At 50.2% G+C, this 25,369-nt stretch carries 25 protein-coding genes and 1 tRNA gene; 14 read left to right on the top strand and 12 right to left on the bottom strand.

Annotated elements, in window-relative coordinates:
* Positions 1 to 114: 114 nt before the first annotated feature.
* Positions 115 to 190: transfer RNA gene (locus AC6ESO_RS10040), tRNA-Val, on the bottom strand.
* 146 nt (positions 191 to 336) lie between these two features.
* On the opposite strand from AC6ESO_RS10040, the gene AC6ESO_RS10045 reads away from it, so the two are divergent.
* The 3 genes from AC6ESO_RS10045 to AC6ESO_RS10055 all read left to right on the top strand — a co-directional run bounded on the left by AC6ESO_RS10045 (position 337) and on the right by AC6ESO_RS10055 (position 1,216).
* Positions 337 to 501, top strand: a complete 165-nt coding sequence (locus AC6ESO_RS10045; RefSeq protein WP_494818816.1) for a hypothetical protein — start codon at positions 337 to 339, stop codon at positions 499 to 501.
* Between the two features lie 65 nt (positions 502 to 566).
* Complete coding sequence (locus AC6ESO_RS10050) at positions 567 to 824, top strand: hypothetical protein (RefSeq protein WP_494818817.1); 258 nt, start codon at positions 567 to 569, stop codon at positions 822 to 824.
* A gap of 128 nt (positions 825 to 952) precedes the next feature.
* Positions 953 to 1,216, top strand: a complete 264-nt coding sequence (locus tag AC6ESO_RS10055) for a DUF3892 domain-containing protein (RefSeq protein ID WP_497091251.1) — start codon at positions 953 to 955, stop codon at positions 1,214 to 1,216.
* A gap of 76 nt (positions 1,217 to 1,292) precedes the next feature.
* Here the strand turns inward: AC6ESO_RS10055 and AC6ESO_RS10060 are convergent, their stop codons facing one another.
* On the bottom strand, positions 1,293 to 2,027 hold the full coding sequence (locus tag AC6ESO_RS10060; RefSeq protein ID WP_497091252.1) for an MBL fold metallo-hydrolase: 735 nt from the start codon (positions 2,025 to 2,027) through the stop codon (positions 1,293 to 1,295).
* 172 nt (positions 2,028 to 2,199) lie between these two features.
* On the opposite strand from AC6ESO_RS10060, the gene AC6ESO_RS10065 reads away from it, so the two are divergent.
* From AC6ESO_RS10065 to AC6ESO_RS10075, 3 genes are all read left to right on the top strand, one after another.
* Positions 2,200 to 2,400, top strand: coding sequence for a hypothetical protein (locus AC6ESO_RS10065; protein WP_494818820.1), 201 nt, complete (start codon positions 2,200 to 2,202; stop codon positions 2,398 to 2,400).
* A gap of 158 nt (positions 2,401 to 2,558) precedes the next feature.
* Complete coding sequence (locus tag AC6ESO_RS10070; RefSeq protein WP_494818821.1) at positions 2,559 to 3,125, top strand: stalk domain-containing protein; 567 nt, start codon at positions 2,559 to 2,561, stop codon at positions 3,123 to 3,125.
* A 116-nt stretch (positions 3,126 to 3,241) separates the two neighbouring features.
* On the top strand, positions 3,242 to 3,541 hold the full coding sequence (locus tag AC6ESO_RS10075; protein WP_090976987.1) for a DUF1292 domain-containing protein: 300 nt from the start codon (positions 3,242 to 3,244) through the stop codon (positions 3,539 to 3,541).
* 61 nt (positions 3,542 to 3,602) lie between these two features.
* Here AC6ESO_RS10075 and AC6ESO_RS10080 read toward each other — a convergent pair whose 3' ends face one another.
* Complete coding sequence (locus AC6ESO_RS10080) at positions 3,603 to 4,022, bottom strand: DUF1885 family protein (RefSeq protein WP_497091253.1); 420 nt, start codon at positions 4,020 to 4,022, stop codon at positions 3,603 to 3,605.
* A gap of 142 nt (positions 4,023 to 4,164) precedes the next feature.
* Positions 4,165 to 5,631: an aminotransferase class I/II-fold pyridoxal phosphate-dependent enzyme gene (locus AC6ESO_RS10085; protein ID WP_494818823.1), complete on the bottom strand. Its 1,467-nt coding sequence runs from the start codon at positions 5,629 to 5,631 to the stop codon at positions 4,165 to 4,167.
* Between the two features lie 141 nt (positions 5,632 to 5,772).
* Between AC6ESO_RS10085 and AC6ESO_RS10090 the strand changes: the two genes are divergently transcribed.
* A complete protein-coding gene (locus tag AC6ESO_RS10090) occupies positions 5,773 to 7,038 on the top strand; it encodes an MFS transporter (protein ID WP_497091254.1) in 1,266 nt (421 codons plus the stop codon).
* Between the two features lie 18 nt (positions 7,039 to 7,056).
* Positions 7,057 to 8,259: an MFS transporter gene (locus AC6ESO_RS10095; RefSeq protein ID WP_497091255.1), complete on the top strand. Its 1,203-nt coding sequence runs from the start codon at positions 7,057 to 7,059 to the stop codon at positions 8,257 to 8,259.
* Positions 8,260 to 8,337: 78 nt separating this feature from the next.
* On the opposite strand, the gene AC6ESO_RS10100 is transcribed toward AC6ESO_RS10095, so the two are convergent.
* The 3 genes from AC6ESO_RS10100 to AC6ESO_RS10110 all read right to left on the bottom strand — a co-directional run bounded on the left by AC6ESO_RS10100 (position 8,338) and on the right by AC6ESO_RS10110 (position 10,853).
* Complete coding sequence (locus AC6ESO_RS10100; RefSeq protein WP_494818826.1) at positions 8,338 to 9,012, bottom strand: TetR family transcriptional regulator; 675 nt, start codon at positions 9,010 to 9,012, stop codon at positions 8,338 to 8,340.
* A gap of 73 nt (positions 9,013 to 9,085) precedes the next feature.
* Positions 9,086 to 10,108, bottom strand: a complete 1,023-nt coding sequence (locus tag AC6ESO_RS10105; protein ID WP_497091256.1) for an ABC transporter permease — start codon at positions 10,106 to 10,108, stop codon at positions 9,086 to 9,088.
* The gene (locus tag AC6ESO_RS10110; protein WP_497091257.1) at positions 10,098 to 10,853 is read right to left on the bottom strand and encodes an ABC transporter ATP-binding protein; all 756 of its coding nucleotides are present in this window, start codon (positions 10,851 to 10,853) and stop codon (positions 10,098 to 10,100) included. The genes AC6ESO_RS10105 and AC6ESO_RS10110 overlap by 11 nt, the downstream gene beginning before the upstream one ends.
* Positions 10,854 to 11,083: 230 nt before the next feature.
* Between AC6ESO_RS10110 and AC6ESO_RS10115 the strand changes: the two genes are divergently transcribed.
* Positions 11,084 to 14,086: an efflux RND transporter permease subunit gene (locus AC6ESO_RS10115; RefSeq protein WP_497091258.1), complete on the top strand. Its 3,003-nt coding sequence runs from the start codon at positions 11,084 to 11,086 to the stop codon at positions 14,084 to 14,086.
* A gap of 60 nt (positions 14,087 to 14,146) precedes the next feature.
* On the opposite strand, the gene AC6ESO_RS10120 is transcribed toward AC6ESO_RS10115, so the two are convergent.
* On the bottom strand, positions 14,147 to 15,001 hold the full coding sequence (locus AC6ESO_RS10120; RefSeq protein ID WP_497091259.1) for a phytanoyl-CoA dioxygenase family protein: 855 nt from the start codon (positions 14,999 to 15,001) through the stop codon (positions 14,147 to 14,149).
* Between the two features lie 168 nt (positions 15,002 to 15,169).
* On the opposite strand from AC6ESO_RS10120, the gene AC6ESO_RS10125 reads away from it, so the two are divergent.
* Positions 15,170 to 16,075, top strand: a complete 906-nt coding sequence (locus tag AC6ESO_RS10125) for a helix-turn-helix domain-containing protein (RefSeq protein WP_497091260.1) — start codon at positions 15,170 to 15,172, stop codon at positions 16,073 to 16,075.
* 57 nt (positions 16,076 to 16,132) lie between these two features.
* Here AC6ESO_RS10125 and AC6ESO_RS10130 read toward each other — a convergent pair whose 3' ends face one another.
* The gene (locus tag AC6ESO_RS10130; RefSeq protein WP_497091261.1) at positions 16,133 to 16,783 is read right to left on the bottom strand and encodes a YktB family protein; all 651 of its coding nucleotides are present in this window, start codon (positions 16,781 to 16,783) and stop codon (positions 16,133 to 16,135) included.
* A 130-nt stretch (positions 16,784 to 16,913) separates the two neighbouring features.
* Here AC6ESO_RS10130 and AC6ESO_RS10135 point away from each other — a divergent pair, with 130 nt between their 5' ends.
* Both AC6ESO_RS10135 and AC6ESO_RS10140 read left to right on the top strand, forming a co-directional pair.
* Complete coding sequence (locus AC6ESO_RS10135; RefSeq protein WP_494818833.1) at positions 16,914 to 17,132, top strand: hypothetical protein; 219 nt, start codon at positions 16,914 to 16,916, stop codon at positions 17,130 to 17,132.
* Positions 17,133 to 17,296: 164 nt separating this feature from the next.
* A complete protein-coding gene (locus tag AC6ESO_RS10140) occupies positions 17,297 to 19,270 on the top strand; it encodes a stalk domain-containing protein (protein ID WP_497091262.1) in 1,974 nt (657 codons plus the stop codon).
* An 88-nt stretch (positions 19,271 to 19,358) separates the two neighbouring features.
* Here the strand turns inward: AC6ESO_RS10140 and AC6ESO_RS10145 are convergent, their stop codons facing one another.
* From AC6ESO_RS10145 to AC6ESO_RS10155, 3 genes are read right to left on the bottom strand one after another with little or no spacing between them, the layout of a single operon-like run.
* Complete coding sequence (locus tag AC6ESO_RS10145) at positions 19,359 to 20,447, bottom strand: Gfo/Idh/MocA family oxidoreductase (RefSeq protein WP_494818835.1); 1,089 nt, start codon at positions 20,445 to 20,447, stop codon at positions 19,359 to 19,361.
* Positions 20,444 to 21,421, bottom strand: a complete 978-nt coding sequence (locus tag AC6ESO_RS10150; protein WP_497091263.1) for an AraC family transcriptional regulator — start codon at positions 21,419 to 21,421, stop codon at positions 20,444 to 20,446. The genes AC6ESO_RS10145 and AC6ESO_RS10150 overlap by 4 nt, the downstream gene beginning before the upstream one ends.
* 31 nt (positions 21,422 to 21,452) lie before the next feature.
* Positions 21,453 to 22,448 (bottom strand): Gfo/Idh/MocA family protein, encoded by a 996-nt coding sequence (locus tag AC6ESO_RS10155; protein ID WP_091219297.1) that lies wholly within the window; start codon positions 22,446 to 22,448, stop codon positions 21,453 to 21,455.
* Positions 22,449 to 22,689: 241 nt separating this feature from the next.
* On the opposite strand from AC6ESO_RS10155, the gene yidD reads away from it, so the two are divergent.
* Entirely contained in the window at positions 22,690 to 22,965 is a 276-nt protein-coding gene (gene yidD / locus AC6ESO_RS10160) for a membrane protein insertion efficiency factor YidD (protein ID WP_475779293.1), read from the top strand.
* A 378-nt stretch (positions 22,966 to 23,343) separates the two neighbouring features.
* Complete coding sequence (metG, locus tag AC6ESO_RS10165; RefSeq protein ID WP_497091264.1) at positions 23,344 to 25,362, top strand: methionine--tRNA ligase; 2,019 nt, start codon at positions 23,344 to 23,346, stop codon at positions 25,360 to 25,362.
* Positions 25,363 to 25,369 lie beyond the last annotated feature (7 nt).

Here is a 25,369-nt window from a genome sequence, read left to right on the forward strand (position 1 = left end):
TAAAAGATATAAAAACGCAAGAGGTAAAAATCAAATCGTGTCGGCACTGGTTGCAAGCACCTGGTAGACAAAAGAAAAAAACCAGCGTTTCCGCGGGTTTGTGCGTTTAAATTATGGTGATCTGGACAGGGTTCGAACCTGTGACCCCTACCCTGTCAAGATAGTGCTCTCCCAGCTGAGCTACCAGATCATATAGTGTTGCCTCGTTAGTGACAAGAATTAATATATCAAACGGCAAATAAGATGTCAACAAGTATTCGCAAAAAAATAGTCTAATTTACTGTAAACCCGCATAAGGTGTACTCAAGCTTAATCTTTGGAGAGGCGGGTTGTCTAGTGGCGGAAGCTGCCCATTTGGCGGTGTGGTTGGTAGGCTTGTTCGGTATCGTCGGTACGGTTTGCGTGTGTGTGGCAAAGATGGTGATCCATGATACAGTCGCTTATGATGAAGCATTTGTGTGGAGAAGAAAGCTGCCGCCGGAACTGAAATCCAAGCGTTAAGTTTGCTTTGGTGACAGCACGGGTATACTATTCCCAAAATGGTAAAGCCATAGGGAGTGGTATAGTTGAGGAAAGCAATTGGAGCTGTTATTGGTTTATTGATTTGTTCCGGGTGCTTACAGCAACATGCTTCAGACACGGTCTCGACCATGAAGGTCGTCAACCAGGAAAACGTGCTAGGTACGGTTTATCCCACAACGCGATCCGTGTTCGGTGAGGTCTACGATTCACCTAACAAACCAAAAGATATGACTCCGGCTTTACCGGGTGCGGCGAATTCGCGCCAGCAGAAACCTCCGTTACGTGAAGAAAACAACCCATAAATCCGGCCGTGCCCACTGGGGCACACCGGATTTTTTTGGCTGCGCCGAAGCTCTCGGGTGTATATTCTCAGAGAGAATGAGCCATCCTACTTAAGCGCTATGCAAGCGTAGAGGAGGAGGAATACAATATGTTTAGTCCGGAGAACGAAAATGAACAAACGACCAGTGCAGCAGAGACATTCGTTGCGGCACAGAAGAACGGCGATGGAGATTTAATGGCATTTAAGACTTCCTCAGGCCGCGTGCTTAATTACGAGCAAGCGCTGGAAGAAGCGAATAACGGTACAATTGCCGGCGTGAACGTATTTAAAGGAAAAGACGGCGAGCATTACATTCGAGGGGATGCAGATGGCGATCCGACCAACAATCTGGATCAACTGCCTAACTTCTAACCGCTGCTAAGTCCGTCTGAGATAATGCAAGAAAAGCCCGCTGCGCTGCAGCGGGCTTATTATCGTTATAGCCAAACTAGAAGGTGTATCGCTTATGCTGCTCAACAAACCGCATGACGCCGTCCCTAGCCAGATCTTTCGGCTTGCTGTCATCGTAATGCATCAGCCAGATGCGCTCTTGAATGTAGGCGGGCAGCGTTTGCAGCTCTTGGAGGGTTGCATGTACGACACCCGGAGGCTTCAACTGGCAGTCATGAAAGATATGCTGAACCCCCTGTTTGACCAGTCGTTCGAGCAGGTCAGGATTGAACCTCATATCTGCCGAATAAAAGAAGTTCTCATTAATTAGGAAGGAGTAGCTTCGCTTATTCGGAATATGCTCGGTATGTATCGCTTCGACTGCAAATCCGGGCAGCAGTTCTGTTCTGACCTCAGTTTGAAGTGGAATGACTTCGAAATAATCCTCAAGCGCTGCGCACTCATCCTGCAGCAGACCGCCCTTTAGGGAGCTTTCCCATAAGGAGTTGACCAGCGATTCATGGATAAACAGCTTCGGCTTGCGTTTATAAACAAACTTCATTTGAAAGGCGAACTCTTCTAAGCCGCCGATATGATCGGCATGAATATGGCTGATGAGTACGGCATCGATCTCGTTAACGGACTTTCCAAGCTGATGCATCGAGAGCAGCGCAGTTGTGCCGCAATCTAGCAGTAGGGTATGGCGATCTGTATAAAATAGCGCATTTGTATTGAAATAGGTTTTGGCAAATGCGCTGCCCGTTCCGAGCATCTGAATATCCAATCGGGACATCCTCCCTAAGCTGTACGTTACTATTCAATTTATCATTTCTGCTTAAAAATGAAAAGGAAAACCTTGCTAATCTGCTTCCGTGATCTTGCATCGTTCAGCCATGCACACAGGTGCCCATTCGTTCATACGATAGCTATGAACGGAATGCGAAAATAGGCAGGTGCGGATCAATATGGCTCCTAAAGGTAAAGTCGTCAAGAAGAAGAAAAGCGCTTCAGACCGGAAGCAGGCAGTGCTGAAGATTGTACTTTCGGACACATGTGCAGTATGCAAGACCCCTTGCGCAAGAGGGATGCGCTATTATGAGAGCATGAAGCAGCCGGGAGCAATGGGGAAAGGCGTACCGTGCATTTTGACGCGGACCTACGTGTAAATCGGTCTCAAATTCCCTTCATTATTTCCCAGGCAAGCGCATGTTTCAACATAATATGACAGGTTTTGGTAAGGAAAAATTTTTGTGAAGTGGCGCAACTTTGGACGACTTGGAGAGTATAACCATACATCCAGATTACGGACGGAGGGTTTGCTACCATGAAGTTCAGAAGGCTTCTCATGTTGACGTTGGTGTTGTCGCTGTGGGGCGGCACTATGCTCTTTGCGGATTCCGCCTCTCAACGGGTGCGGGTTATCGTGAACGGAAATGAGCTAGACGACGCGGGGATTTTTACTGACGGCAAAACATACTTATCAGTACGCCAAGTGGCGAATACGCTGCAATCCATTGTGTATTGGGATGAGGCATCGAAGAAGGTTACTTTGTATAAGCCTAATGTACACATGTTCCTATTCCAGGACACCACAATTTTCGGCAATGTCACGAAAGGCAACCGCATCTCATTCAAAGTGTTTGCCCAAATTGACAACCTGTTAACGGATATTTCCGCAGTGAAAGTGACGATCGTGGATCCGCAGAATACGGAAACATTAATTCAGGCGAAGAGCGTCTCGATCGAGAAAGACAACTTCTGGTACCGTACCGATGATTTCAATTATACGTTCGATACCGCAGGCAAATACACGATTAGGTTTTACATGAAAGTAGCTAGCACCGACGATTGGAAATTAGTTTCCGAGAAAACGATTACGGCTAAAGCTTAATAGAATTTATCTATGGCGCTGCATTCCCACAGGATGCGGCGCTTTCGTTTGACCCTGAGATTGTTCCATGTTACGATACGAAGGAAATGAATCATTAATGGAAATGAGGGTATACAATGAGCGATCACGTGCACGACGAGAATTGCAACCACGATCATGATCACGAAGAACACGTATTCCTTGTCACGGACGAGGAAGGCATTGAACGTGAAATGGTCATGGTATTTACGTTTGAATCCGAAGAGCAAGTTTATTCCGTATTGCTGGACCGCAACGATCCGGAAGCTGACGGCGTTATTTTCCGTATTGAAGAAGAGGACGGCGAAGCATTCTTGGTTGGCATCGAAGATGATGCGGAGTGGGAACGCGTAACGAAGATTTATGAAGAAATCGCGAAGAGCGAGAACGAAGCATAAAACAGCGTATATGCAAAATAGAGAAAAACTCCGATGCCGTTAGGGCTTCGGAGTTTTTTCGTTATTTACGCGGATTATAGTAAATGGTTCTGCCGTTAAACATCGTTAGCTCAGCCTTCAAGTGCTTGGCAAAATATTTGCAAAGCTCATTGGCTTTGGATTTGTCGCCGTGTGTCGCCGTATCGGGAAGCACAACCTGCACATGCGAGATGCTCTGATCACCGGTTTCCTGTGATCCGACTCCGAATAAGATGTAGTTGTATTGCGGCGAAGTGCCTTTCAAGTAGAACCAACGATTCTCTTCTCCCGGCTTCGTTTCAACCGTGTAGGGAAAAGCGGATTCGGTGTAGTCCCATCCAAGCTGACGGCCGGTTAACGAGGTTTGTTCCCGGTAGCGGCCAAGCCTTTCCTTCACCTCATCGAGGCTGAGACGTTCAACTGCTGAACCTTGCACGAATTTAATGTAAGCGCTTTGACCCATTTTGCCCACCCCCTTCCACATCATAGCATTCTGAAAAAGGATTGACAATAACCGCCAAAAGCGAGTCTTCAGAGAAACAAAAAAGCCCCCAGTCTGCTCTTGGTTAAGAGAGCGGGGAGCTGAGGACTTGACTTATAGAGAACTAGGTAATAGCCTCTTCTTCGAAAATAACTTTCACGAATTGAATACTGCGATCCTCGGGACCTTTCACCGGCAGGCCGACTTCCACATGGTCGGTGATGTAATCGATATTCGTTTGCGAGATCACTTCACCCGGCAGAAGAATCGGAATGCCCGGCGGATACACATAAATAAATTCAGCGATGATCCGGCCGGCGGATTCTTTGAACGGGACAACCTCTGTCTGGCCGTAGAAAGCTTCACGCGGCGTCAGAGAGAGATGTGGAATTTCCGGAATCTTGACGACGAGCTCATTGGCTTCGTTTCCTTGATGCTGCTCGGCGAGATCGCGCAGCGCTGTAAGCAGCGTGCCAACGGAGTCGGAAGTATCGCCAGGTGTAACGAGTGCGAGAATGTTGTACATATCGCTGAGCTCAACTTCAATGTTGTAATGATCGCGCAGCCAGTTCTCGGTTTCGTATCCGGTAATTCCTAGATGGCGAACATGGATAGCCAGCTTCGTCGGATCGTAGTCATAAGTGGCTTCGTCACCGAGAATTTCTTCTCCGATGCAATATAGGCCGGGCATCTTGTTAATCTCAGTACGTGCAAACTGAGCCAAGGAGATCGCCTTCTCCGCAATATCATGGCCATTAATGGCTAGATTGCGGCGTGATGTATCCAGCGAGGACAGCAGGATATAAGAAGTCGATGTCGTCGTCAGCATACTGATAATCGTTTGTACGCGCTGCGGATTGATTCGGCCGCTCTTCACGTTCAGAACCGAGCTTTGGGTCATGGAACCGCCCAGTTTGTGAACGCTGGTTGCCGCCATATCGGCGCCCGCCTGCATCGCAGACATTGGCAGCTTCTCATGGAAGTGAATGAGCACGCCATGCGCTTCATCGACAAGTACGGGGATATCGTAGCTATGTACGAGCTCGACGATTTCCTTCAGATCCGCACAGATTCCATAATAAGTGGGGTTAATGACGAGTACAGCCTTTGCATCATGGTGACGATCCAGCGCGCGTTTAACGGAACGCGTGGTGATGCCGTGATCGATCCCAAGATTTGAATCGCGGGCCGGCGAAATAAAGACAGGGCGCGCACCGGCAAAAATAATTGCCGACATGATGGATTTGTGAACATTGCGCGGTACGATGATTTTGTCGCCTGGGCTGCAGACCGTCAAAATCATGGTCATAATCGCGCCGCTTGTTCCTTGTACCGAAAAAAAGGTATAATCAGCTCCGAAAGCATCGGCTGCCAGTTTTTGGGCTTCTTGTATGACGCCGGTCGGCTGGTGCAGATCATCCAGCGGAGCAATATTTATAAGGTCAATCGACAACGCATTGTCTCCAATAAATTCGCGAAACTCAGCGTCGCTCCCTACTCCTTTTTTGTGTCCGGGAATGTGAAATTGTACAGGGTTGTTGGCCGCGTGAGTACGCAATGCGCTAAACAGCGGAGTCCGGGTATGATCCATAGCATTCATCCCAGCCTTTCGTGTGGATTGTAACAAACAAAGTTGAGTATAGCAAAACTAGGGGGGATTGCAAGCAACATTTTTGTTGAGACTAGAGTCTACATAGCCAACACGAATTATGAGCAGAAAAGGGGAACGAACATGAGTATCGGTAAGGGCTGGGCAGGGAAAAAGGTTTTGTCGTCACCATTTGTCGTCCAGCTGCTCATTATTATGTATTTGGTTGAATTCGTGAAGGGCGCTTTGCTCGTCTCGATTCTCCCTGTTTATATGAGGGAAGTGCTCCATTTGTCAGCCTATGCGGTAGGATGGGCACTTGCTCTGCAATATATCGGCGATAACGCGTTTCGCAGTCCGCTTGGCTGGATTATTGACCGTATAGGTTACCGCTATGTCATGTTCTTCGGCGTCTTGTTCACGAGTGCGTCGGTGCTGATCGTTTCCTATATGCACGGCATGGGCTGGATTGTAGTTGCCTGTCTGCTGCTAGGGATCGGGACATCGCCGCTATGGCCATGCGTTATTAATGGAGCAACGACTGTTGCCGGCAATGAGTCGAGCGGTACGATTATGAGTGTCGTCTACATGGCTTGGCTGACGGGAGTTGGCTGCGGCCCGATCGTTATTAATTTCTTCATCGTGCACACGTATGCGCCTGCCTTTCGAATTCTAATCGGAATGATGATTGTTGTTATTATCGTTGCGCTGCTGCTGCCAGGGAAGAAACGGTCGATGGAGCTGGAGAATCGGGAAGAAGCTCCTGTTGCCGCAGCTTCCGAAATGGCAGAAGAGCATGTCTCGATGCGGGTGCGGATCCGCAGATATTTTGCCAAGGTCAGCAGTTCCCTGCATGCGAGCAAGCTGCTGTATCCGGCGATGTTTACGCAGAATTTTGCGCTTGGGCTTCTTACGCCTGTTCTGACGCAGTATGCCCGTACTGTCCTGCACCTAACACCGCAGCAGTATAGCCTGTACCTCGTAGCAGGCGGTGCGGTCACAGTTATCGGTTTGATTCCGGTCGGGAAATGGGTAGATCGATTCGGCACAAAATGGTTTCTGCATGTCGGATTTCTTACGGCGGCCATTTCGTTGTCTATCCTTGGTTACACCCGATCATTGCCGCTGGTCATGCTCATTGTGACGTTTGTCGGACTGGGCTATGCCTGTATCATTCCGGCTTGGAACGCATTGATCGCGCAAGCGATTCCCAAATCGGAACGTGGAGCAGTATGGGGGTTCTTCTTAACAATTGAAGGTCTTGGTATGGTGTTCGGCAGCATTATGTCCGGCAAGCTATGGGATATGCTCGGTCCTCATTCTCCTTTTCTGGTCAGCGGAGCCGTTCTGCTTCTCTTGTTTGTTCTTCATTTGTTCATAACAAGACATAAAGCAGATGTGGTACGATGATGGGGTGGAGGGAACAAAATGACACAAAACAAAGACAAACGACTTGGCATAGTAATGGTTATGCTTATGACGACATTTATCGGGTTTGGGATTATTATTCCGGTTTTACCGGAGCTTATTAAGAAAGCGAGTCCGGGATCGGTAGAATTTCATACGGGCATGATGCTTTCCGTGTATTCAGCGGTATCCTTTCTGCTCTCGCCGCTGTGGGGCGGACTATCGGACCGTATCGGACGTCGTCCGGTCATTCTTACCGGTGTCCTCGGCTTTGCGGCCAGTTTCCTATTATTCGGCATCGCAGACGGAAGTCTGCCGATTATGTATGCATCGCGATTGCTTGGAGGCTTATTCTCCGGAGCAGTCACGTCTGTAATCGTAGCTTATGTTGCGGATATTACCCCGCCGGAGCAACGGACACGTGGTATGGGGCTCGTCGGTATGTCGATCGGCCTTGGTTTTACAATTGGACCCGGCTTCGGCGGTTTGCTGAGCCTCGTCTCTCAGAATACGCCATTCTTTGCCGCAGCTGCACTTGCACTCGTAACGTTCCTGATCGCGGTCACGAAGCTTCCGGAATCGCTGACGCCGGATATGAGACAGGGGACGAGCGAAGCGAGACCTTCGCGCTGGAGTGCTTTTACCGGCTCGGTCAAATACTTATACGTACTTGCGCTTATCGTATCGCTATCGCTGGCAGGTCTTGAAGCGACGCTGCAGCTGTTCGGTATGAAGCGGTTCGATGTGACTCCGCTTCAAGTAGGCGTCATGTTCCTCGTATGCGGCCTTGTCGGTGCGCTGGTCCAAGGCGGAATTGTCCGCAGACGGATTCGCAAAGGCCAAGAGCCGATGTACATCACAGCTGGCCTTATCATTTCGGCTGTCGGTTTTCTGCTAATGGTTACTGCACACTCGCTTATCAGCTCGACGATTTACCTGGCGATCTTCGGAATCGGCAATGCGCTGATTCGTCCTTGCGTGACATCGTTGATTACGCAGAAGACAACGGTCGGACAAGGTGTCGCATCCGGATTGAGCTCGTCCATGGACAGTTTGGGACGGATCATCGGCCCGCTGTTCGGAGCGTTCCTATTTACAGTCGACTTGACGCTGCCTTATGTAGCCGGCGGACTGCTGTCGCTAGCGGCACTTACACTGCTGCTTCGGTTCCGCTTACTCGACAGCTCGGCGGTGGAACAAGCCAAATCGGTCTCACAACGATAACAAACGATAACAATAGAAAGCACCTGCATCAGGCCGCCGTTACGGCATTGCTGATACAGGTGCTTTTTTTCGGTTCGATTATTTGGAAATACCGAGACCGCGCATTATGAACGAAATCGTCTCCTCACGTTCCCGCTCATCATCCCATACGGCATCTTTGCGTTCGCCATAGAAAGTTCGTACGGCAACATAGCCTATGATCGTCGAAATGCTTAATCTCACGACCGTCATGGAAGGCAGATCGACCATTTGACCCTTCGCTTGGAATTGCGTTACGAGCTTCTGAAGACGGCTGAGCACCTTCGCAAGAACATCGCGTTGAAAATGCTCCTGCAGCTCCGGATGAAACGGAATTTCCTGCATCAATATCCGCAAGATATTACGGTGCTTCGAGATAAACTCGATCCGATTCTCAATCATCGCGCGAATGACACCTTCGTAGCTCTCGTAATCGGCATCGAGTACTTTATTGAAGCCGCGCAGGACGAAGGGGGCAATCAGCTTGGTCATAGCTGGCGCCACGATGGAGAGGAGCAGATCCTTCTTCGTCTTATAATGCCTGAAGATTGTACCTTCAGCGACACCGGCGCGCTGCGCAATTTCGCTGGTGGAGGAGCCTGCGAACCCTTTCTCGGCAAATACCTCAATCGCAGATTGCAGAATCTTCGCTTGCTTCTCGGTCATTTTCTCCCCACCGCTATCGGTTCGGAGCAATTCTTCCACCCATTGTTCTATCGTTTCATTCCCATTCATCACGGACAACTCCTTCAGGCCATCACCACGTTCGATTCGTTAATCTTGATGATATCACAGAAGTGAGATCGGATTAAATGGCACGGTGTTTCTTCAGGGCAAGGACGTTAAGCAAGGCGAAGACAGCCGAGAACCCTACAAGTACGTAAACATCAAGCTGAATATCGCTCCAGCCTTCGCCACGGATCATAATGCCCCGCATGGCATCCGCGCCATAATAGAGCGGCATAATGGTGCTTAGCTTCTGCAGCCAAGGAGCCATGGAATCCAAGTTAAACAAGCCCGAGAAGAAGACTTGCGGCACAACTACGAGCGGGATGAACTGAATGATTTGGAATTCATTGCTTGCAAAAGAGGACAAGAGCGTTCCGAGCGTCAGCGCGGTTAACGATAATAGCAGGTTCATCATGAGCACGAGCCAGATCGACCCATCCATATAGAGCCCTAATACGTTTATCGCAAACCAAGCAATCAGAGCGGCTTGAAGCAGGGTAAACAGGCCGAAACCGGATAAATAGCCGAGCACGACTTCAGAGCGCCGAATCGGAGTAGCGAGCAGCCGTTCCAATGTGCCGCTTGTTCGTTCTCTCAGGAAGGATACGCCGGCTAACATGAATACAAAGAAGAACGAGAAGAACCCGATCAATACGGGACCGAAGGAATCGAAGGAGGCCATATCCTCGCTGCCATGCAAATAAGTAATCGATGGTTGAACAGCAGGCATATCAGCGCCCATCATGCGCTGAAGCAGGAGCAGCACCATTTTGCTTGAGGCAGGGTCGCTTCCTTCCAGCGTAATTGCAGGTTTTCCGCCGCCGCCGAGCGACAGCACCGCGTCTAAATCACCGTCTTGGAGGGCTTTCTCTGCAGCCGCTGCGTTATCGAAAGTCGTAACTTCGGCATCCGCCTTCTCTAGTCGCTCAACCAGTGCGGCCGGGAGTTGGACTGCACCGATCTGAGGTTCAACCGTGTTACCGTTAAAGACAAGCTTCATTAATGTAAGGATAAGAAGCGGTGCAAGGAACAGAAGGGCCAGCGTCCGTTTGTCACGTACAAATTGACGAATGATTCGAATGGCAAGCGCTCTAATTCTCATGGACGACGACACCTCCGCCATAAGCGATAAAAGCTTCCTCGATCGTCGCGCTGCCGCTGCTTGCTTTGATCGCTTCCGGAGTGCCGAGCGCGGTCAGCTTGCCATCTCGGATGAGCCCGAGCCGATCGCATTTGTCCGCTTCGTCCATGACATGCGTCGTAAGGACAATCGTCGTGCCGCGCTTGCGCATTTCGCCAAGCTCTTTCCAGATCGACTGCCGCAAGACGGGGTCGATGCCGACTGTAGGCTCATCGAGAACAAGCAGCTCCGGCTCGTGAAGCAAGGAGAGCGCGAGCGACAATCGCCGCTTCATTCCGCCTGAATAAGCGGCAACCGTCTTATTCAAATCATCCTGGAGATTGACGATCGTCATAGCAGCTTCGATTCGCTGCATCATATGCTGCCCTTTAAGTCCATACAAGGAGGCAAAGAACGTCAGATTCTCCTTAGCGGTTAGCTCGTTGTACAGCGCATCGGACTGTGCCATATAACCGAAGCGCTGAAGCATCGCCAGCTTCGGCATCTGCTCCCCAAGCATGTAAACCGAGCCGCCGTCGGCTTTGTCTATACCGGTAATGAGCTTGATCAGCGTGGTTTTGCCGGACCCGGAAGGACCAAGCAGGCCAAACAATTCACCGCGTTCTACTTGCAAAGAAATGTTGTCCAGAACAGTTTTGCTGCCGAATCGGCGTGTAACGGAGCGCACGTCGACGACCGGCAGGGTTGAGGTTGATAAACTAGTCATTTGGGATCACATCCTCGTTAGAAAATGAGTGATTACTCACATTTATTTTACCGTTCCAAATGTCTTTCTGTAAAGTGAGTAATCACTCATTTTGTCCATAGACTTACGTCCGCCTCCGTCTTAGGTCTGGGATAAATACTGGTCTACAGACGTTTACATCAACTATTGGAAAAAGGTATTCTTTAACAAGGAGTTCTGAGGAGAACCATTTGAAAGGGGAAAAGGTAGAAATGCAGTTTATTACAAAATGGGCTTTTAACAATAAGGCCGCAATGAAACTCGTAGTGCTAATGGCACTCGTGATGGGGGTAATCAGTTACTTTAGGCTTCCGATGGAGTTCCTGCCTGAAGCTGATAATCCGATGGTTACCGTTGCAGCGATCGGACCGGGCTATGATGCCAAATCGATGGAAACCGAGGTAACCGCCAAACTTGAGGAAGCGGTTCAGTTCGTGAAAGGCAAGAGCCTCATGACGTCGTCTTCCGGTAACGGATATTCCAAAATCGACTTAGCATTCGATTCGAAAACGAATATGAAAGAAGCGAAGGCGGAGGTTGAAGCGGCGATTCGTTCGGTTCAATTGCCGGAACGCGTAATGACTCCGTACGTTGTACAATTCAACACATCGATGATTCCAATTTCGTGGGTATCCATTAATTTGGATGGTGTAGCGGCGCAAGACCGCGAGAAAGTGGAGAAAGATCTGATCAATGCCTTTAAGAAAGTAGATGGCGCAGGCGATGTATCGCTTGGCGGCAAATCGAACCCGAACATCTCGGTCATTCCGGATTCGGCTAAGCTGGCAGAGAAAGGTGTTCCGTTCGCTTCCCTAATGGGCGTGCTTCAAGGCCGCGGCGTTGCCGCATCCATTGGCGAGAAAACAATCGACGGCGCATCCGGTAACATCAACGTTGAAGCGGATATTAACGATATCGATACGCTTCGCAAGCTCCCGGTTGCAGAAGGCGTAACACTTGGCGACGTCGCTAAAGTGGAAGCTCAAACGGAGCAAGAGAGCATCAGCAGCCTAGATGGCAAGAATGTCCTCATGCTTACGATTTCCAAAACAGCTGATGCTAACGCGGTTAAAGTCGGCGATGGCGTTCAAGAAGAAGTCGACCGCCTGAACAAGGATATGAAAGGCGTCGAAATTAAAGTCCTTTCGAGCACATCGGAACAAGTTGTTCATTCCGTAAACTCGATGCTTCGCGAAGTATTGATGGGCGCACTATTCGCAACAGTCGTCATCCTGCTGTTCATGCGTAATTTGAGAGCTACGCTTGTGACGATCGTATCGATCCCGCTCTCGCTCGGTATTACCCTGTACTTGCTTCAAGTATCCGGCGTCACGCTGAACATTATTACGCTCGGCGGTGTGGCGGTTGCGGTCGGCCGTCTCGTGGACGACAGTATCGTCGTCATCGAGAACATCTATCGCCGCCTGCAGAAGGAATCCTTCTCGGTTGGTCTTGTCATGGAGGCTACGAAAGAAGTAGCAACGGCGATTACGTCCTCGACACTGGTAACCGTTGCCGTATTCCTGCCAATGGGGCTGCTGCGCGGTTCGCTTCAAGCGTTCCTGCTGCCATTCGCATTGACCGTAACCTACTCGCTTCTTGCATCCTTGCTAGTTGCTCTAACCGTAGTACCGATTCTCAGCGCTACGCTGCTGCGTAACACGAAGATGAAAGAACACGAAGGCTCCAAACGTTTTGCTCATTTCTTAAACTGGAACTTGCAGCATAAATGGGTTCCGCTTGTCATTGCAGTGCTGCTGCTGGTTGGTTCTGTTGGTGCGTACATGTCGATGCCTAAAGGGGCAATTGATTCCTCCAACGCAGCGAACTTATCCGTAACGTTGGAATATTCGAGCGATACGCCGACGGATAAAGTAATCCAAGAAGGCCGTAAGCTTGAGGCTTTCCTAAATGATCGTAACGATATTGATTGGGTTCTCATGCAGAACGGAAACAGCGCGGATGGGGCGCAATACGGTGAGGTATCTCCCCCTACGCTGGTCACTTATCTGGTTGATATGAAAGAAGGCGCGGATGCCGAGAAGCTGATCAATGATGTGAAAGGTCAGCGTCCATCTTATCCGGGTGCCGATCTGAATGCCGGCGCAATGGACTTCGCCGGCGGCGGAAGCTCGACTCAAGTAGTGGTTGACGTAACAGGCGATGACCTGGATGCGATCTCCAAAGGTGCAGAGCAAGTTATGGCTGCGATTAAACCGGTAAAAGACGTTATCAAAGTCAAATCGAATCAAGAGCAAATGAAGCCTGTGTACACGTTCCAATTGGATCCGTTGAAGTCGAAAGGCCAAGAGGTTGCCCAGCAGCTGCAAGGCATGATGAATCCTATTCCACTGGGCACCGTGAACATCGATAATCGTATAACGAACGTCATTCTTCAACCGCTTGCGGATCCGAAATCCGAGAATGACCTGAATGGGCTGTTGGTTATGACGGCACAAGGCCCTGCTAAAGTTTCTACCGTGGCGAAGCTTGTGAAGAGTGAACAGCCAAGCGTGTTCTATCATAAAGACGGCAAAGCTTATGTCCGTGTAACAGCTGACGTAGATCCAAGTCAACTGTCGATCGTCGGCAAAGAAATCACGAAGCAAGTGAATGCCCTTAAAGCAGCTGATGGCGTAACGTTCACGGTTGGCGGTGCATCCGCGGACCAATCGGCTGACTTCGCTGATCTGGGTATTATCATGCTGGTTGCGATCGGTATCGTATACTTGATCATGGTAGTTACTTTCAAAACCTTGCGTGCACCGCTTGCCATTCTGTGCTCGCTTCCGCTTGCGGCAATCGGCGCGGTGGTAGCCCTGCTCGTATCCAACGTATCGCCTGACTTCACGGCGGTGTTCGGAGCGCTCATGCTCGTTGGTATCGTAGTCACGAACGCGATCGTTCTGATCGACCGCGTGAAACAGAACGAACAGCGGATGGGCATCCGCGAAGCATTGGTTGAAGCAGCCGTAACGCGTGCTCGCCCAATTCTTATGACGGCCATCGCAACGATCTCGGCTATGCTGCCGCTCGTATTCGGATCGTCAGAGAGTGGAAGCATCGTATCGCAAAGCTTAGCTATCGTGGTTATCGGCGGTTTGGCTGCGGCAACGCTTCTAACGCTGCTTATCATCCCTTGTATCTATGAGCTGTTCTTCTTCCGCAAAGCGAAACGCCAACGTTTGGCTGCTAAGATGACCAAAGCTGCTTAATACGAGTCCTACAAGAAAAGCCTTACGTCCTTCATGGACGTAAGGCTTTTTTACGTTGTTTTAGTAGCTCCCGGCCGGAATTGCCAACCACTGGCTCAGCCACTGCTCATAAGATGCTTCGCTTTCCGGATGAAGCGGGCTTCTGGCAATGAAGCCTTGTGCTTTGCCGCTCGCTGTTGCGAGCGCAGTCGCTTCGTAGCGGATATCCATGGACCAGCGTACGGCATCGGATTTGTTCGGCAGTGCTCGGTGAGGGAGAAGCTGGGTGAAACAAAGCGCATCCCCGGGCTCCATTTCTACGGAGAGAGCGGTAAGCTTAGCGGCATCCTCGCGTTTAAGCCCCAGAAAGTTCGTCTCTTCATCGATAACGCCATCCAGCAGTGTTTGGTCGAAGAAACCCGGCGCGACCTGCAGGCAGCTGTTAAACTCGGTTACGCGCTGCAGCGGCATCCATATGGATACAACATGGCTATTCTCGGCGTCGCGGTAATATTGGGCGTCCTGATGCCATGGCGTATCCGTCCATTTCTGATCGGGCAGCTTCGGTCTGGCATTGAAAATGCCGTGAACGGACACTTCATCCGTTTCGAGCAGCTGCTGGGCGATATCGAGCAGTGCAGGATCTTTCAAGAAATCGTACATGTCCCTGCCCACAAGGTCGCGGCGAGGGCTCCGGCCATACTTGGGCTTTCCTGCGTCATGCCATAGGTGAACGAGGCGGTGCTGAAAGTCCAGCTCTTGTCTTTTATCGGTAATCAACTTCTGTTCATGCCAAGACTCGACCAGATCATCCACCCATTTGCCCATAATTCGTTCTGCGAGCTCCAAAGCCCGTTCCGGCACTACATTTCGCAGATGCACATAATGATGGCGTTTATAAAATTGAAGCTGTTCCTCACTCAGACGAACCTGCATGGCGTTTTCTCTCCTCAGCGCTTGATGATTCAATTGTACGGCCATCGAACGAGAGGCGGCTATGGCGATAACACGTTACAGTTTGATCATTTGTCGTTAGAATAGAGAATATAAAGCTCTGACTACAAATTGAATTGATCATTATACGATGAAGAGGGTCGATCATCCATGGTTGTTCCATTTCACTATCATACGCTTCGCAGCGTTATCGCTGTGGCCAATTGCCATTTAAGAGAAGTCGATGCCGGTTGGTCCTATCAGCTCCATGAGCATAGTGGCTATGAGCTATTGCACTGCTATAGCGGACAACTATCAGAGTGGATACATGGGGAGTCTGTGATACTGTCTGCAGGGGATTGGCTGTTAATCGGTCCCGGCGTCAAACACAGTACGATCAATGAATCGAACAGCGGCTTTGTCTATTTCTCGGTCCATTTTGGCATAGAAGATCCGGAGCTGATCCATGTGCTGAAAAATATGAACTATGTTCATCTATCGCAGCGAAATGAACAAGTACAAGTAGCGTTCGCTGAGCTGCTCAGGCACATCAAGCCAAATGTTTCATCCAACACTGGGGCTGAACATGCAACACTGCCCGTAAATGTCGATCACTACGATGTCCTCGCCAAGTACGGTATTCAACTCTCTGTTCAGCGATTGGTGCTGCATGCACTTGAGCGGGCAGTGCAGCAGGAGGGGGCCGGCCTACGAGCGAGCCGGAAACGGCTTCATGCCTCTGAGGTGGAGCTTGCTCATGTCATACAACAGAAGCTCATTGAATCTGTGTGTACCGCTATGGAAATTAATCTCATCGCGAAGCAATTGTTCATAAGCAGAAGTCATTGTAACGAGGTATTTAAGAAGGTGTACGGCATTGCGCCGAAACGCTTCTTGGGCCTGATGAAGCAGCGGAAAGCGGAGGAGCTGCTAGTGCAATCCAGACATGCGGTGGAGACAATCGGCGAGATGCTTGGTTTTGCCTCGCTAAGCGCGTTTAGCAGGCAGTTCAAGCGTTGGACCGCTTTATCGCCGCAGGAATACCGACTTGGCCGAAGAAGAAGCGAGAAGGGCTGACTCCGACCTCTTCGAGAGGAACACGCGGAGTCAGCCCTTTAGCTGAAGGTAGCCAAATTAGAAGGACATTTTATAAAGCGGCAGTACGGTTGTAAATGTTTCTTTCACTTTCTGAATGAACGCTTCGCCGTCAAGCAGCAGAGGATCGTTACGGTCGATAATGATACCGCAGAGCGCCTCGGAGGCTTTCACCGTGCGCAAACGCTCAAGCAGCTGTACAAGTCCATCTGTGCCAAGCTCGCCCTGTGTATCGCCTCCAGGCACCATATGATTGCCAGACCACACATAATGGGCAGGGATATGTTTGCTGATGTCATCCAATTGATTCAGCGCATGCTCGGCGAACACCGACTTGTTATCCGACTCGTAAATGATGGCAAATTGCACGAAGAGATGCGAGCCAAACAGTCCGATTTGGAAATGCGGGAACATTTTGTAACCGCGCTTGCCCGGAGCGAAAGCAATCCACGTATCATTCGGCGGATTAATCGTTCTGCGGGCATGTTTGGCAACGTGCGGGAACATCGGCTCGCCACACAGCTCCGTTAAGAATGGCGACAGCCGTTCGCCAAGCTCGTGCAGCTTAGGGCGAATCCGTTCAATTAATAACGACATGCGGGCTTCTAGGCCCGGAACCTCGAAAACATCAAAATCATTAGCGGAAAAGCCTGGGAATACAGCGGCCTCCGAAGTTGCTTGCAGCACCATTTCATTCATCATCCTTTTCAATTATTGCCGTTTCTTCATGATAATCGCAGCCGCCTATGTTTGCAATCTCGCGCCGATTCCGTTAGTCTACTCTAGTATGCATAAGCGAAAGGTTAGGAGAGGTAAAGGCATGTGGCAGCAATTGTGGTTTTTAACCAATATGGTTTTTGTAACACTCGCAATCGTATTTTTATTCGTACATCGTTCCGTTACGCTAGCCAAGGAACAATCGGATCAAAGGCAGCTTAACAAAGCCAAGAGAATCCGAATGATCGTTGCGATATTTACTAGTATAGCATTTATTGTAATGGCAACTTTCTTCTTAATTAACATGCGAGTAAATGGTTAAACGACGATTCCGCAGATGTGTCTAAAGCTTGTCTCTTCCCAATCTCCCGCAACCTTTCCAGTCTCGGTTACGTTTAACGTGACATGAGCGGCTGGCCAAACAGCAGCAGCACGCTATTCGGGCACACGCTGTCTGCAACTAAGAGAGAACAAAGGAGACGCAGCATGAAATCGTTGAAATGGATTCTGATCTTATCGTTTCTGATCTTCCCTTTCTCTACCATTACTAGCGAAACGGCATCGGCTCAAGGTGTCTCAGATACGCTTATTTTGCAAATCGGAAGCAACGTAATGAAGCATAATGGGAAGTCATACAAATCGTCACAGCCGGTAACAGCAGTGAAAGATACAACGTTTATACCATTTAGCTCCATCGCATCCCGTTATGGATACACGATTTCGTACGATGCGAAGAAGAAGGAATCGATCGCAACCGGCTCCTCGAATGTCCTTCGATTCAAGATTGGAAGCATGTATGCTTATCGCGGCGGCTTGCCTGTTAAGCTAACAGGCAAGCCGTATGTTCTGAATGGTTCCCTAATGGTACCGCTTCGTTCATGGGGCGTGCTAACAGACAGCGCAATCGCAGTTGCGGGGAAGCAAATTACCTTGTCCTGGAACACGGTCGTCATTCCGAAGAAGCCCAAAGCGTTCTTCGAGGTGCAGCCGACTGAAATTTATGCAGGACAAACAACAGTAGCTTATATCGATCGTTCGGTTAACTATACGGATGGACCATTCGTCGACGATCGTTATGAAGGTCGTATGGATGTATTTCCGGAAGCGGGTATCTATACGATTACGAGACAGGTACAGGATATTAATGGTTTATGGAGCGATCCATTCTCTGTAACGATCGAAGTTAAACCGCCGAACCAAGCGCCTGTTGCCGACTTTACAACCGAGCAGTCCAGTTACCGCATCGGTGAGAATATTACCTATATCGATCGAAGTACGGATGACGAGAACGCGATCGTTCGACGTACATGGACAGGAAATGATAAGGCCTTCTTCGAAGCGGGCGATAAGCAAGTAACGCTTGAGGTAGAGGATCGCCATGGCATGGTGCATTCCGTTACGAAGACGGTTACTGTAACGTCGGAAGTGCTATACACACGGGACGAATACAATAAATTGTTTACCAAAATCGGTGATAAATTCAGCATCGACAGCAATTCCGTGCTTAATATTCCGGCGCTGACGTACACCTTCCAATCGGAATCGGCTCAGATGGTGCGCAGTAACAGCCCGGAAACGCTGCTTCAAGAGGGGATCGCTTACGAGGCACAGCTAACGGGTCAAGTACGGTTCATGTTCCATAATGTGAACAACATCGGTTATCCGGTCAAAATGTACTTGCTGGCAACAAACAACAACGGAACTCCGGTCAACGTAAACACCAGCTCGATGGGGATCGGTGGACCGGATCCCTATGTAGTCAATACGGGTAAGCTATCTACCGTGCGTTACTTGAAGTCGATCGGCGAGAATCCGGCTCCGAGATGGATGACGATCAGACCGCATGAAACGAAAGAGATTCTACCTGAAATTTCGAAAACGCCCATGAAAATCATGGAGGTTCTGTCGGCTTATGCAGATATCTATGCCGACCAAGAGCTGACCTTCCAAATCGTCGTTGTAGCCGCAGGCAAGAATCCTATTGCGGAGCTGCCGAACCTGTCGATCATGCCGCGCGACGGGAAGCATGTCAGAGGGACGTTCTATAACGCAGACCGCGACATCGATCTGACTGACTCCCTGGGTGAAACGCCGCAGCGCATTATGCTTGGCGATAAGAAGCTGGACACGTATTTGGATGGAATCGATGAAACTAGCGGTCAATTAGAGTACAACATCGGCAATTTCGGCGTACTTTACAAAATACGTCTGCCGCATGTAGCGCCTAATACGCTTATTGCTCTTAATGCAAGAGGCGGGTACTATACCGGGGCCTTTATGATCAATGGTCAGGTGGTTACCGTCGCGAACGAAACGATTCTTAAGGACAATAAGGAAGCGGTTGTGTTATACCGCACCGGCAATTCGGAAGAATCCGTTGAACTGGTATTCACCTTAGCCGCGGGCAGCAACCTGCCTGTTGCGATGTTGTTCCTGCCGCTGCCGGGTTTCCGGCGGTAAATGAAAAAGCCTGCAAGCTGGATACACGCTCTGGAGAAGAGCGGGTACCTGGCTTGCAGGCTTTTTTGTCGGTTACAGGTAGTTTAGTTTACCAAGGCAGTACGATTTCAACTTCGCGACGAAGCTCAGCGGAACGAATAACACCGTCAATAATCGCTTGCTGAATCATGATTTGCTCGCCTGGGATCGGGGCAGGACGGCCTTCGCGAATCGCATCCACGAAGTCGCGGACTTTCTCGAAGAACAGGTCTTTATTGTGCTCGATGGCAGGTACCGGCGTAGAGGTTTGCTGGCCCATGAAGTCATGGTACAGCGTCATGCTGCCGACTTTGCCATCCCAGACGCCGGACCAGTTGCCGGTCCCGTGCGGGTTGACTTTGAGGCCGCCATCCGTGCCAAGGAAAATCGTGGAGCCGAGTGAGTCCATATGCATCGCCCAAGAAATTTTGAACTGAAGCACAAGGTCGTTCTCGAAACGGACCATCGCAACGCCGAAGTCTTCGACTTCGAACTTGCTTGCTTCGGGATGATAAAGCGGATTCGTGCCGAAATGATTGCTTGTAAAAGCCGAGACGGTAAGAGGACGCGGGTAGCCAAGTGCATTCAACGCCATATCGAGCGAGTAGCAGCCGATATCCGCCATTGCGCCGGCGCCGGCAAGCGCTTTGCTGATGAACGTGCCCCCAGGCATACCGCGTCTGCGTCCGCCGCCGGTTTCTACGTAGTAAACATTGCCGAGCTTGCCGGACTGTACGATGTCCTGAACAAGCTTCATATTAGGGTCGTAGCGCGGCTGAAAGCCAATTGTCAGCATGCGATCCGTTTCGCGGGCGGTTTGCACCATGTCTACGGCTTCAGCCAGAGTAACGGACATCGGCTTCTCAAGCAGAACTTGCTTGCCGGCACGAAGGGAATCGACCGTAGTGGCATGATGGGACACGTTCGGCGTACAAATGCTGACTCCGTCCAGATCCAATTCCAGCATACTGCGGTGACTGTCAAAAGCTTGCGTATCTGTCAATGAGAGCGATTCCGTAAATTGCTTGGCTTTGCCTGGAATGACGTCGGCTACTGCTACAATTTCAACGCCCGGTAACTGTTTATATTGCCGAACATGGGCATGCGCGATTCCGCCGCTTCCGATAATCCCGATTCGAATAGGCTTCGTTGTGGTCAACTTCGATTCATCTCCTTTAGCTTCTCGTCCATTCCGGACGACTTCACCGACGTATGCTGAATGCGGAACTGTCTCGGCGTCATATTGAACCGCTTCTTGAAGACATAATACAAATAATTGCTGCTGGCAAAACCATGCTCAAGCGCAATATGCTCAATCGGATTCTGGCCTTCAATAATCGCGGAGCATACTTGAGAGAGCCGGTAATTTTCTAGATACGCACTGAACGATTCTTCACCTTGCTCGCGGAAGATCCGCTGCAGCTGCCTTGCACTGATCGGAATACGCTCCGCAACCTCTTGGAGGGTCAATGGCTGCGCATAGTTGTCGTGAATAAATTGGGTAGCGATACGAAAACGGTGCTCATTCATATTCCTTGACGGCGGTTTGAACGTTGCGTTAGGAACCGACGACATCCGTGATGCACGAAGCAGGATCTGTATAATCGACTGCTTGATCGAAGAGAAAGCACCGGGCTGTCCTTCTGTCCAAGCTCGGTAAGCCGACAGAAACCAAGACATTGCATTGTACTGGTCGACATGCGGACGCAGCGGCAGGTTGTTGAGCGCCTGAATACAATTCTCCGCCTCATGGCGTTCCCAAGGATCTCCCCAGCTTTCCTCATCATCACTTTCGGGAATCGGCACGATATCAATATGCAGACACAGCTCATCCATCGCTTCGCGGGCATCCGCTTCTTGCTGATGGAGTACATTCGGGCCGGTCAAATAAAACAGCCCTTCGTGCAGCTGGTGGACCGTGTCTTCCATAATAACCGTACCTTTGCCGCGAGGAATAAAATGAAACTCGTATTCCGAATGCTTGTGGAAACGAACGATTTTGCCCGGAGAGAAGGTAGCGAGATGGCAGCGAAGTACGCGAAAGCCATACCCTCCCCAGCGGAACTGAATGTCCAGCCGATCTATTTCATCACTGCGAGTTGCCATGATTGAATACGTAAACGGTTTAGCCAAGGCGCTGCCACCTCCTTCTTCGGAATTTCGTTTAGTTTTTCAGCTCGGACAGGGATACCGAACGTTTCTCGTTCTCGGAAATCGTGGAAGCTTCCATGATTTTAGTCAGATCGATCGCAAGTGCGATGTTCTCATCGGCAGTTGTGTCATTCAAGATATGACCTACCCATTGATCGAAAGCTGGGATACGGTTAGCCGGTTGGTCGATCGTTACCCACTCTTGCGGCGAATCCGACTTCGTGCTGCGTACGCGAACCGCATTGTCCGGGAAGCCGTAGAGGAGCGATCCGTCTGTACCATGGATTTCGAAGCAGAATGGGGAGCACGCGTTAACGAAGCCCGCTTCCGCGATACCGAATGCGCCGTTTGCATAACGCAAAGTTGTAACGGTGTTGTCATCGACTTCTTTGCCTGTAACGTGACCGAAAGTCGCATTAACGCTCTCAGGCAAGCCGAGGAACAAACGAGTCAGGTAAACCGGGTGGCAGCCCAGATCGATCAGAGCGCCGCCGCCGCATTGCTCCAAGTTGTAGAAATGCTCAGGCAGCCAGCCAGCTGTCGCACCGTTGTGGGACAGACGAACGCGCACTTGAGTCAAATCGCCAAGCAGACCTTGGCTAAGCACTTCTTGTGCAGCAAGCGTGTAAGAATCGTTGATACGCGGAAGGGAAACGGTCAATTTCACGCCTGCTTCATTAACAGCAGCGATAATTTCGTTTACTTCGCTAAGCGTTGGAGCGATTACTTTCTCTGTGAAAATATGTTTGCCGGCGCGCGCAGCCTTAACCATTACGTCGCGGTGCATGTTTGTCGGTGTATCTACAACTACAGCGTCGATATCTGTGCGAGCAAGCAGCTCATCCAGGTCAGCGATGAATTGTACGCCGAGTTTGTCCGCATTTTCTTGACCGCGGTTTGGCAGCTCGTCCCATACAGCTACGATCTCTGTGTTTGGATTTTCTTGAACTTGTTTGGTGTAATCCCAGGCATGAACATGCCAGTAGCTAAGCATTCCTACGCGAATCATCTAGAAATTCCTCCTGTTAAGTGCTTGAATTTGGGTAACGATGTCGTGCGATCGCAGTTTTTTGTGCTCTGATTATGCGACATGGTTTAACCCTAACACAATTGAAACCGCTGTTTAATACGTTACTATGACATATTAACTATAAAATTACGACATTGCTAGTGTGAAGTGGGTTCATATGTTTGTAAAATTGACGTTAAGATGAAATTAGGTCAAAATAGAACAAAAGGAGGCTGCGGCCATGCGAGCGATCATTAAAGCACCGATTCACGTATACCGCCGGTTCATTTCGCCGATCAAGCCGCCGACCTGCCGTTTCTATCCGAGCTGCTCTGCCTACGCGCTGGAGGCGATCGATAAGCATGGTCCGCTTCGCGGAAGCTGGCTGGCAGCCAAACGCATTTGCCGCTGTCATCCCTTTCATCCCGGAGGCATCGATTATGTACCGCCGACCCGCGAAGAACGCGAGAGGCAGGCATCTGCCGGCCTTGACAGTGATACGCAAGATTCGGTATAGTTTTCGCAAGAGAATCATTACCAATAGGATGTTCGATGAACGGATAAGTACAAGAGAAATGACCTAACCAGAGAGCCGGGACAGGTGGAAGCCGGCAAGGTGCAGCTTTTGGAAAATGGTCCGGGAGAACTCGTGCTCGAGCGCTCAGCCGATTGGAAGGCTGAAGTAAGGGTACGGCGACTGACCTCGTTATCGGTTTGAAGGCCATCTCTTTGCATGTGCGGGCAGATGGTTCTAATGAAGCTTTCTTCGGAGCAGCATGCCGGGGAGAGAAAATTGGGTGGTACCGCGTTAGCGACAAGCTTTCGTCCCATAGTGGATGGAAGCTTTTTTTGCGTTTATGATTCAGACAAAACCCGAACAAGGAGACGAGAGACAATGAGCGAAACGACGAAACCATCCTTTTATATTACGACACCCATCTATTATCCGAGCGACAAGCTCCATATCGGCCATGCGTATACGACGGTAGCAGGTGATGCGATGGCCCGCTACAAGCGTCTGCGCGGTTATGACGTTTGGTATTTGACCGGCACTGACGAGCACGGCCAGAAGATCGAACGCAAGGCACAAGAGAAGGGCAAGACGCCTCAGCAGTTCGTCGACGATATCGTAGTAACCATTAAAGAGCTGTGGAAGAAGCTGGATATCTCCAACGATGATTTCATTCGCACAACGGAAGATCGCCATAAAGCAGTCGTGGAGCAAATCTTCGACCAGCTGCTTCAGCAAGGCGATATCTATAAAGGAAACTACGAAGGCCTGTACTGTACGCCATGTGAATCGTTCTTCCTGGAGCGCCAGCTGGTAAACGGAAACTGTCCGGATTGCGGACGTCCGGTCGAGCTCGTGAAGGAAGAGAGCTACTTCTTCCGGATGAGCAAATACGCGGATCGTTTGCTGCAGTTCTACGAAGAGAATCCGGAGTTCATTCAGCCGGAATCCCGCAAGAACGAAATGATCAACAACTTCATTAAGCCGGGTCTGGAAGACTTGGCGGTATCCCGTACAACGTTCGATTGGGGCGTCAAAGTAAAAGGCGATCCGAAGCATGTCGTGTATGTATGGATCGACGCATTGTCGAACTATATTACGGCACTGGGTTACGGGTCGGCCAATCAAAGCCAATACGACAAGTTCTGGCCGGCCGACGTTCATCTGGTTGGCAAAGAAATCGTTCGTTTCCATACGATCTATTGGCCGATTATGCTGATGGCGCTTGATCTGCCGCTTCCGAAGAAGGTCTTCGCACACGGATGGCTTCTAATGAAGGATGGCAAAATGTCCAAGTCCAAAGGCAATGTCGTGGATCCTGTAACGTTGATCGACCGTTACGGCCTAGATGCGCTTCGTTATTACTTGCTGCGCGAAGTTCCGTTTGGTGCAGATGGTACGTTCACACCGGAGAATTTCGTGGAACGGATCAACTTCGACCTAGCGAATGATCTTGGAAACCTGCTGAACCGGACGATCGCGATGATCGACAAATATTTTGGCGGCAACGTTCCGGCTTACGACGGCATTGTAACAGCATTCGATGAGACATTGTCCACACTTGCAATTGGCACGGCTGAGCAGGTTGAAGCAGCCATGGAGCGTATGGAGTTCTCCGTAGCGCTTACTGCAATTTGGCAGCTAGTCAGCCGCACAAATAAATATATCGATGAAACCCAGCCATGGACGCTTGCTAAGAACGAAGAGAAACGCGGCGAACTTGCTTCTGTTATGCACCACTTGGCGGAATCGCTCCGGATCATCTCGATACTGCTGCAGCCGTTCCTGACGAATGCACCGCTTAAGATCCGCGCTCAGCTTGGCCTTACCGAAGGCGCGTTGACGGATTGGAACAGCACGAAGCAATTCGGCCAATTCCCGGGCGGCACAAAAGTAGCGAAAGGCGATCCGATCTTCCCGCGCCTCGACGTAGCGGAGGAGACATCGTTTATTGCCATCTCCATGGCCGGCGGAACTGCGACTGCTGAAGCTGCTGAAGAGCCGGCTGCAGGTGCTGAAACTGCGGCGTCTGCTGCAGCTCCAACTGCTCCTGCCGAGACAGAAGCACCTGCGCTGAAAGAAGAGATTGCCATTGACGAGTTCGCCAAGGTAGAGCTGCGCGTGGCGCAAGTGCTGGCTGCCGAGCCGATTCCAAAGGCGGATAAGCTTCTGAAGCTGCAGCTCGACCTCGGCTTTGAGAAACGCCAGGTCGTATCCGGCATTGCCAAATTCTACACACCGGAGCAGCTTGTAGGACGCAAGGTCATTTGCGTAACGAACCTGAAGCCGGTGAAGCTGCGCGGCGAAATGTCGCAGGGCATGATTCTTGCCGCTTCACACGGCGATCAATTGACATTGGCGACTGTGCCTGATGATATGCCTAATGGCGCAATTGTGAAATAAGCATGAA

It is taken from the genome of Paenibacillus rhizoryzae (assembly GCF_059686995.1).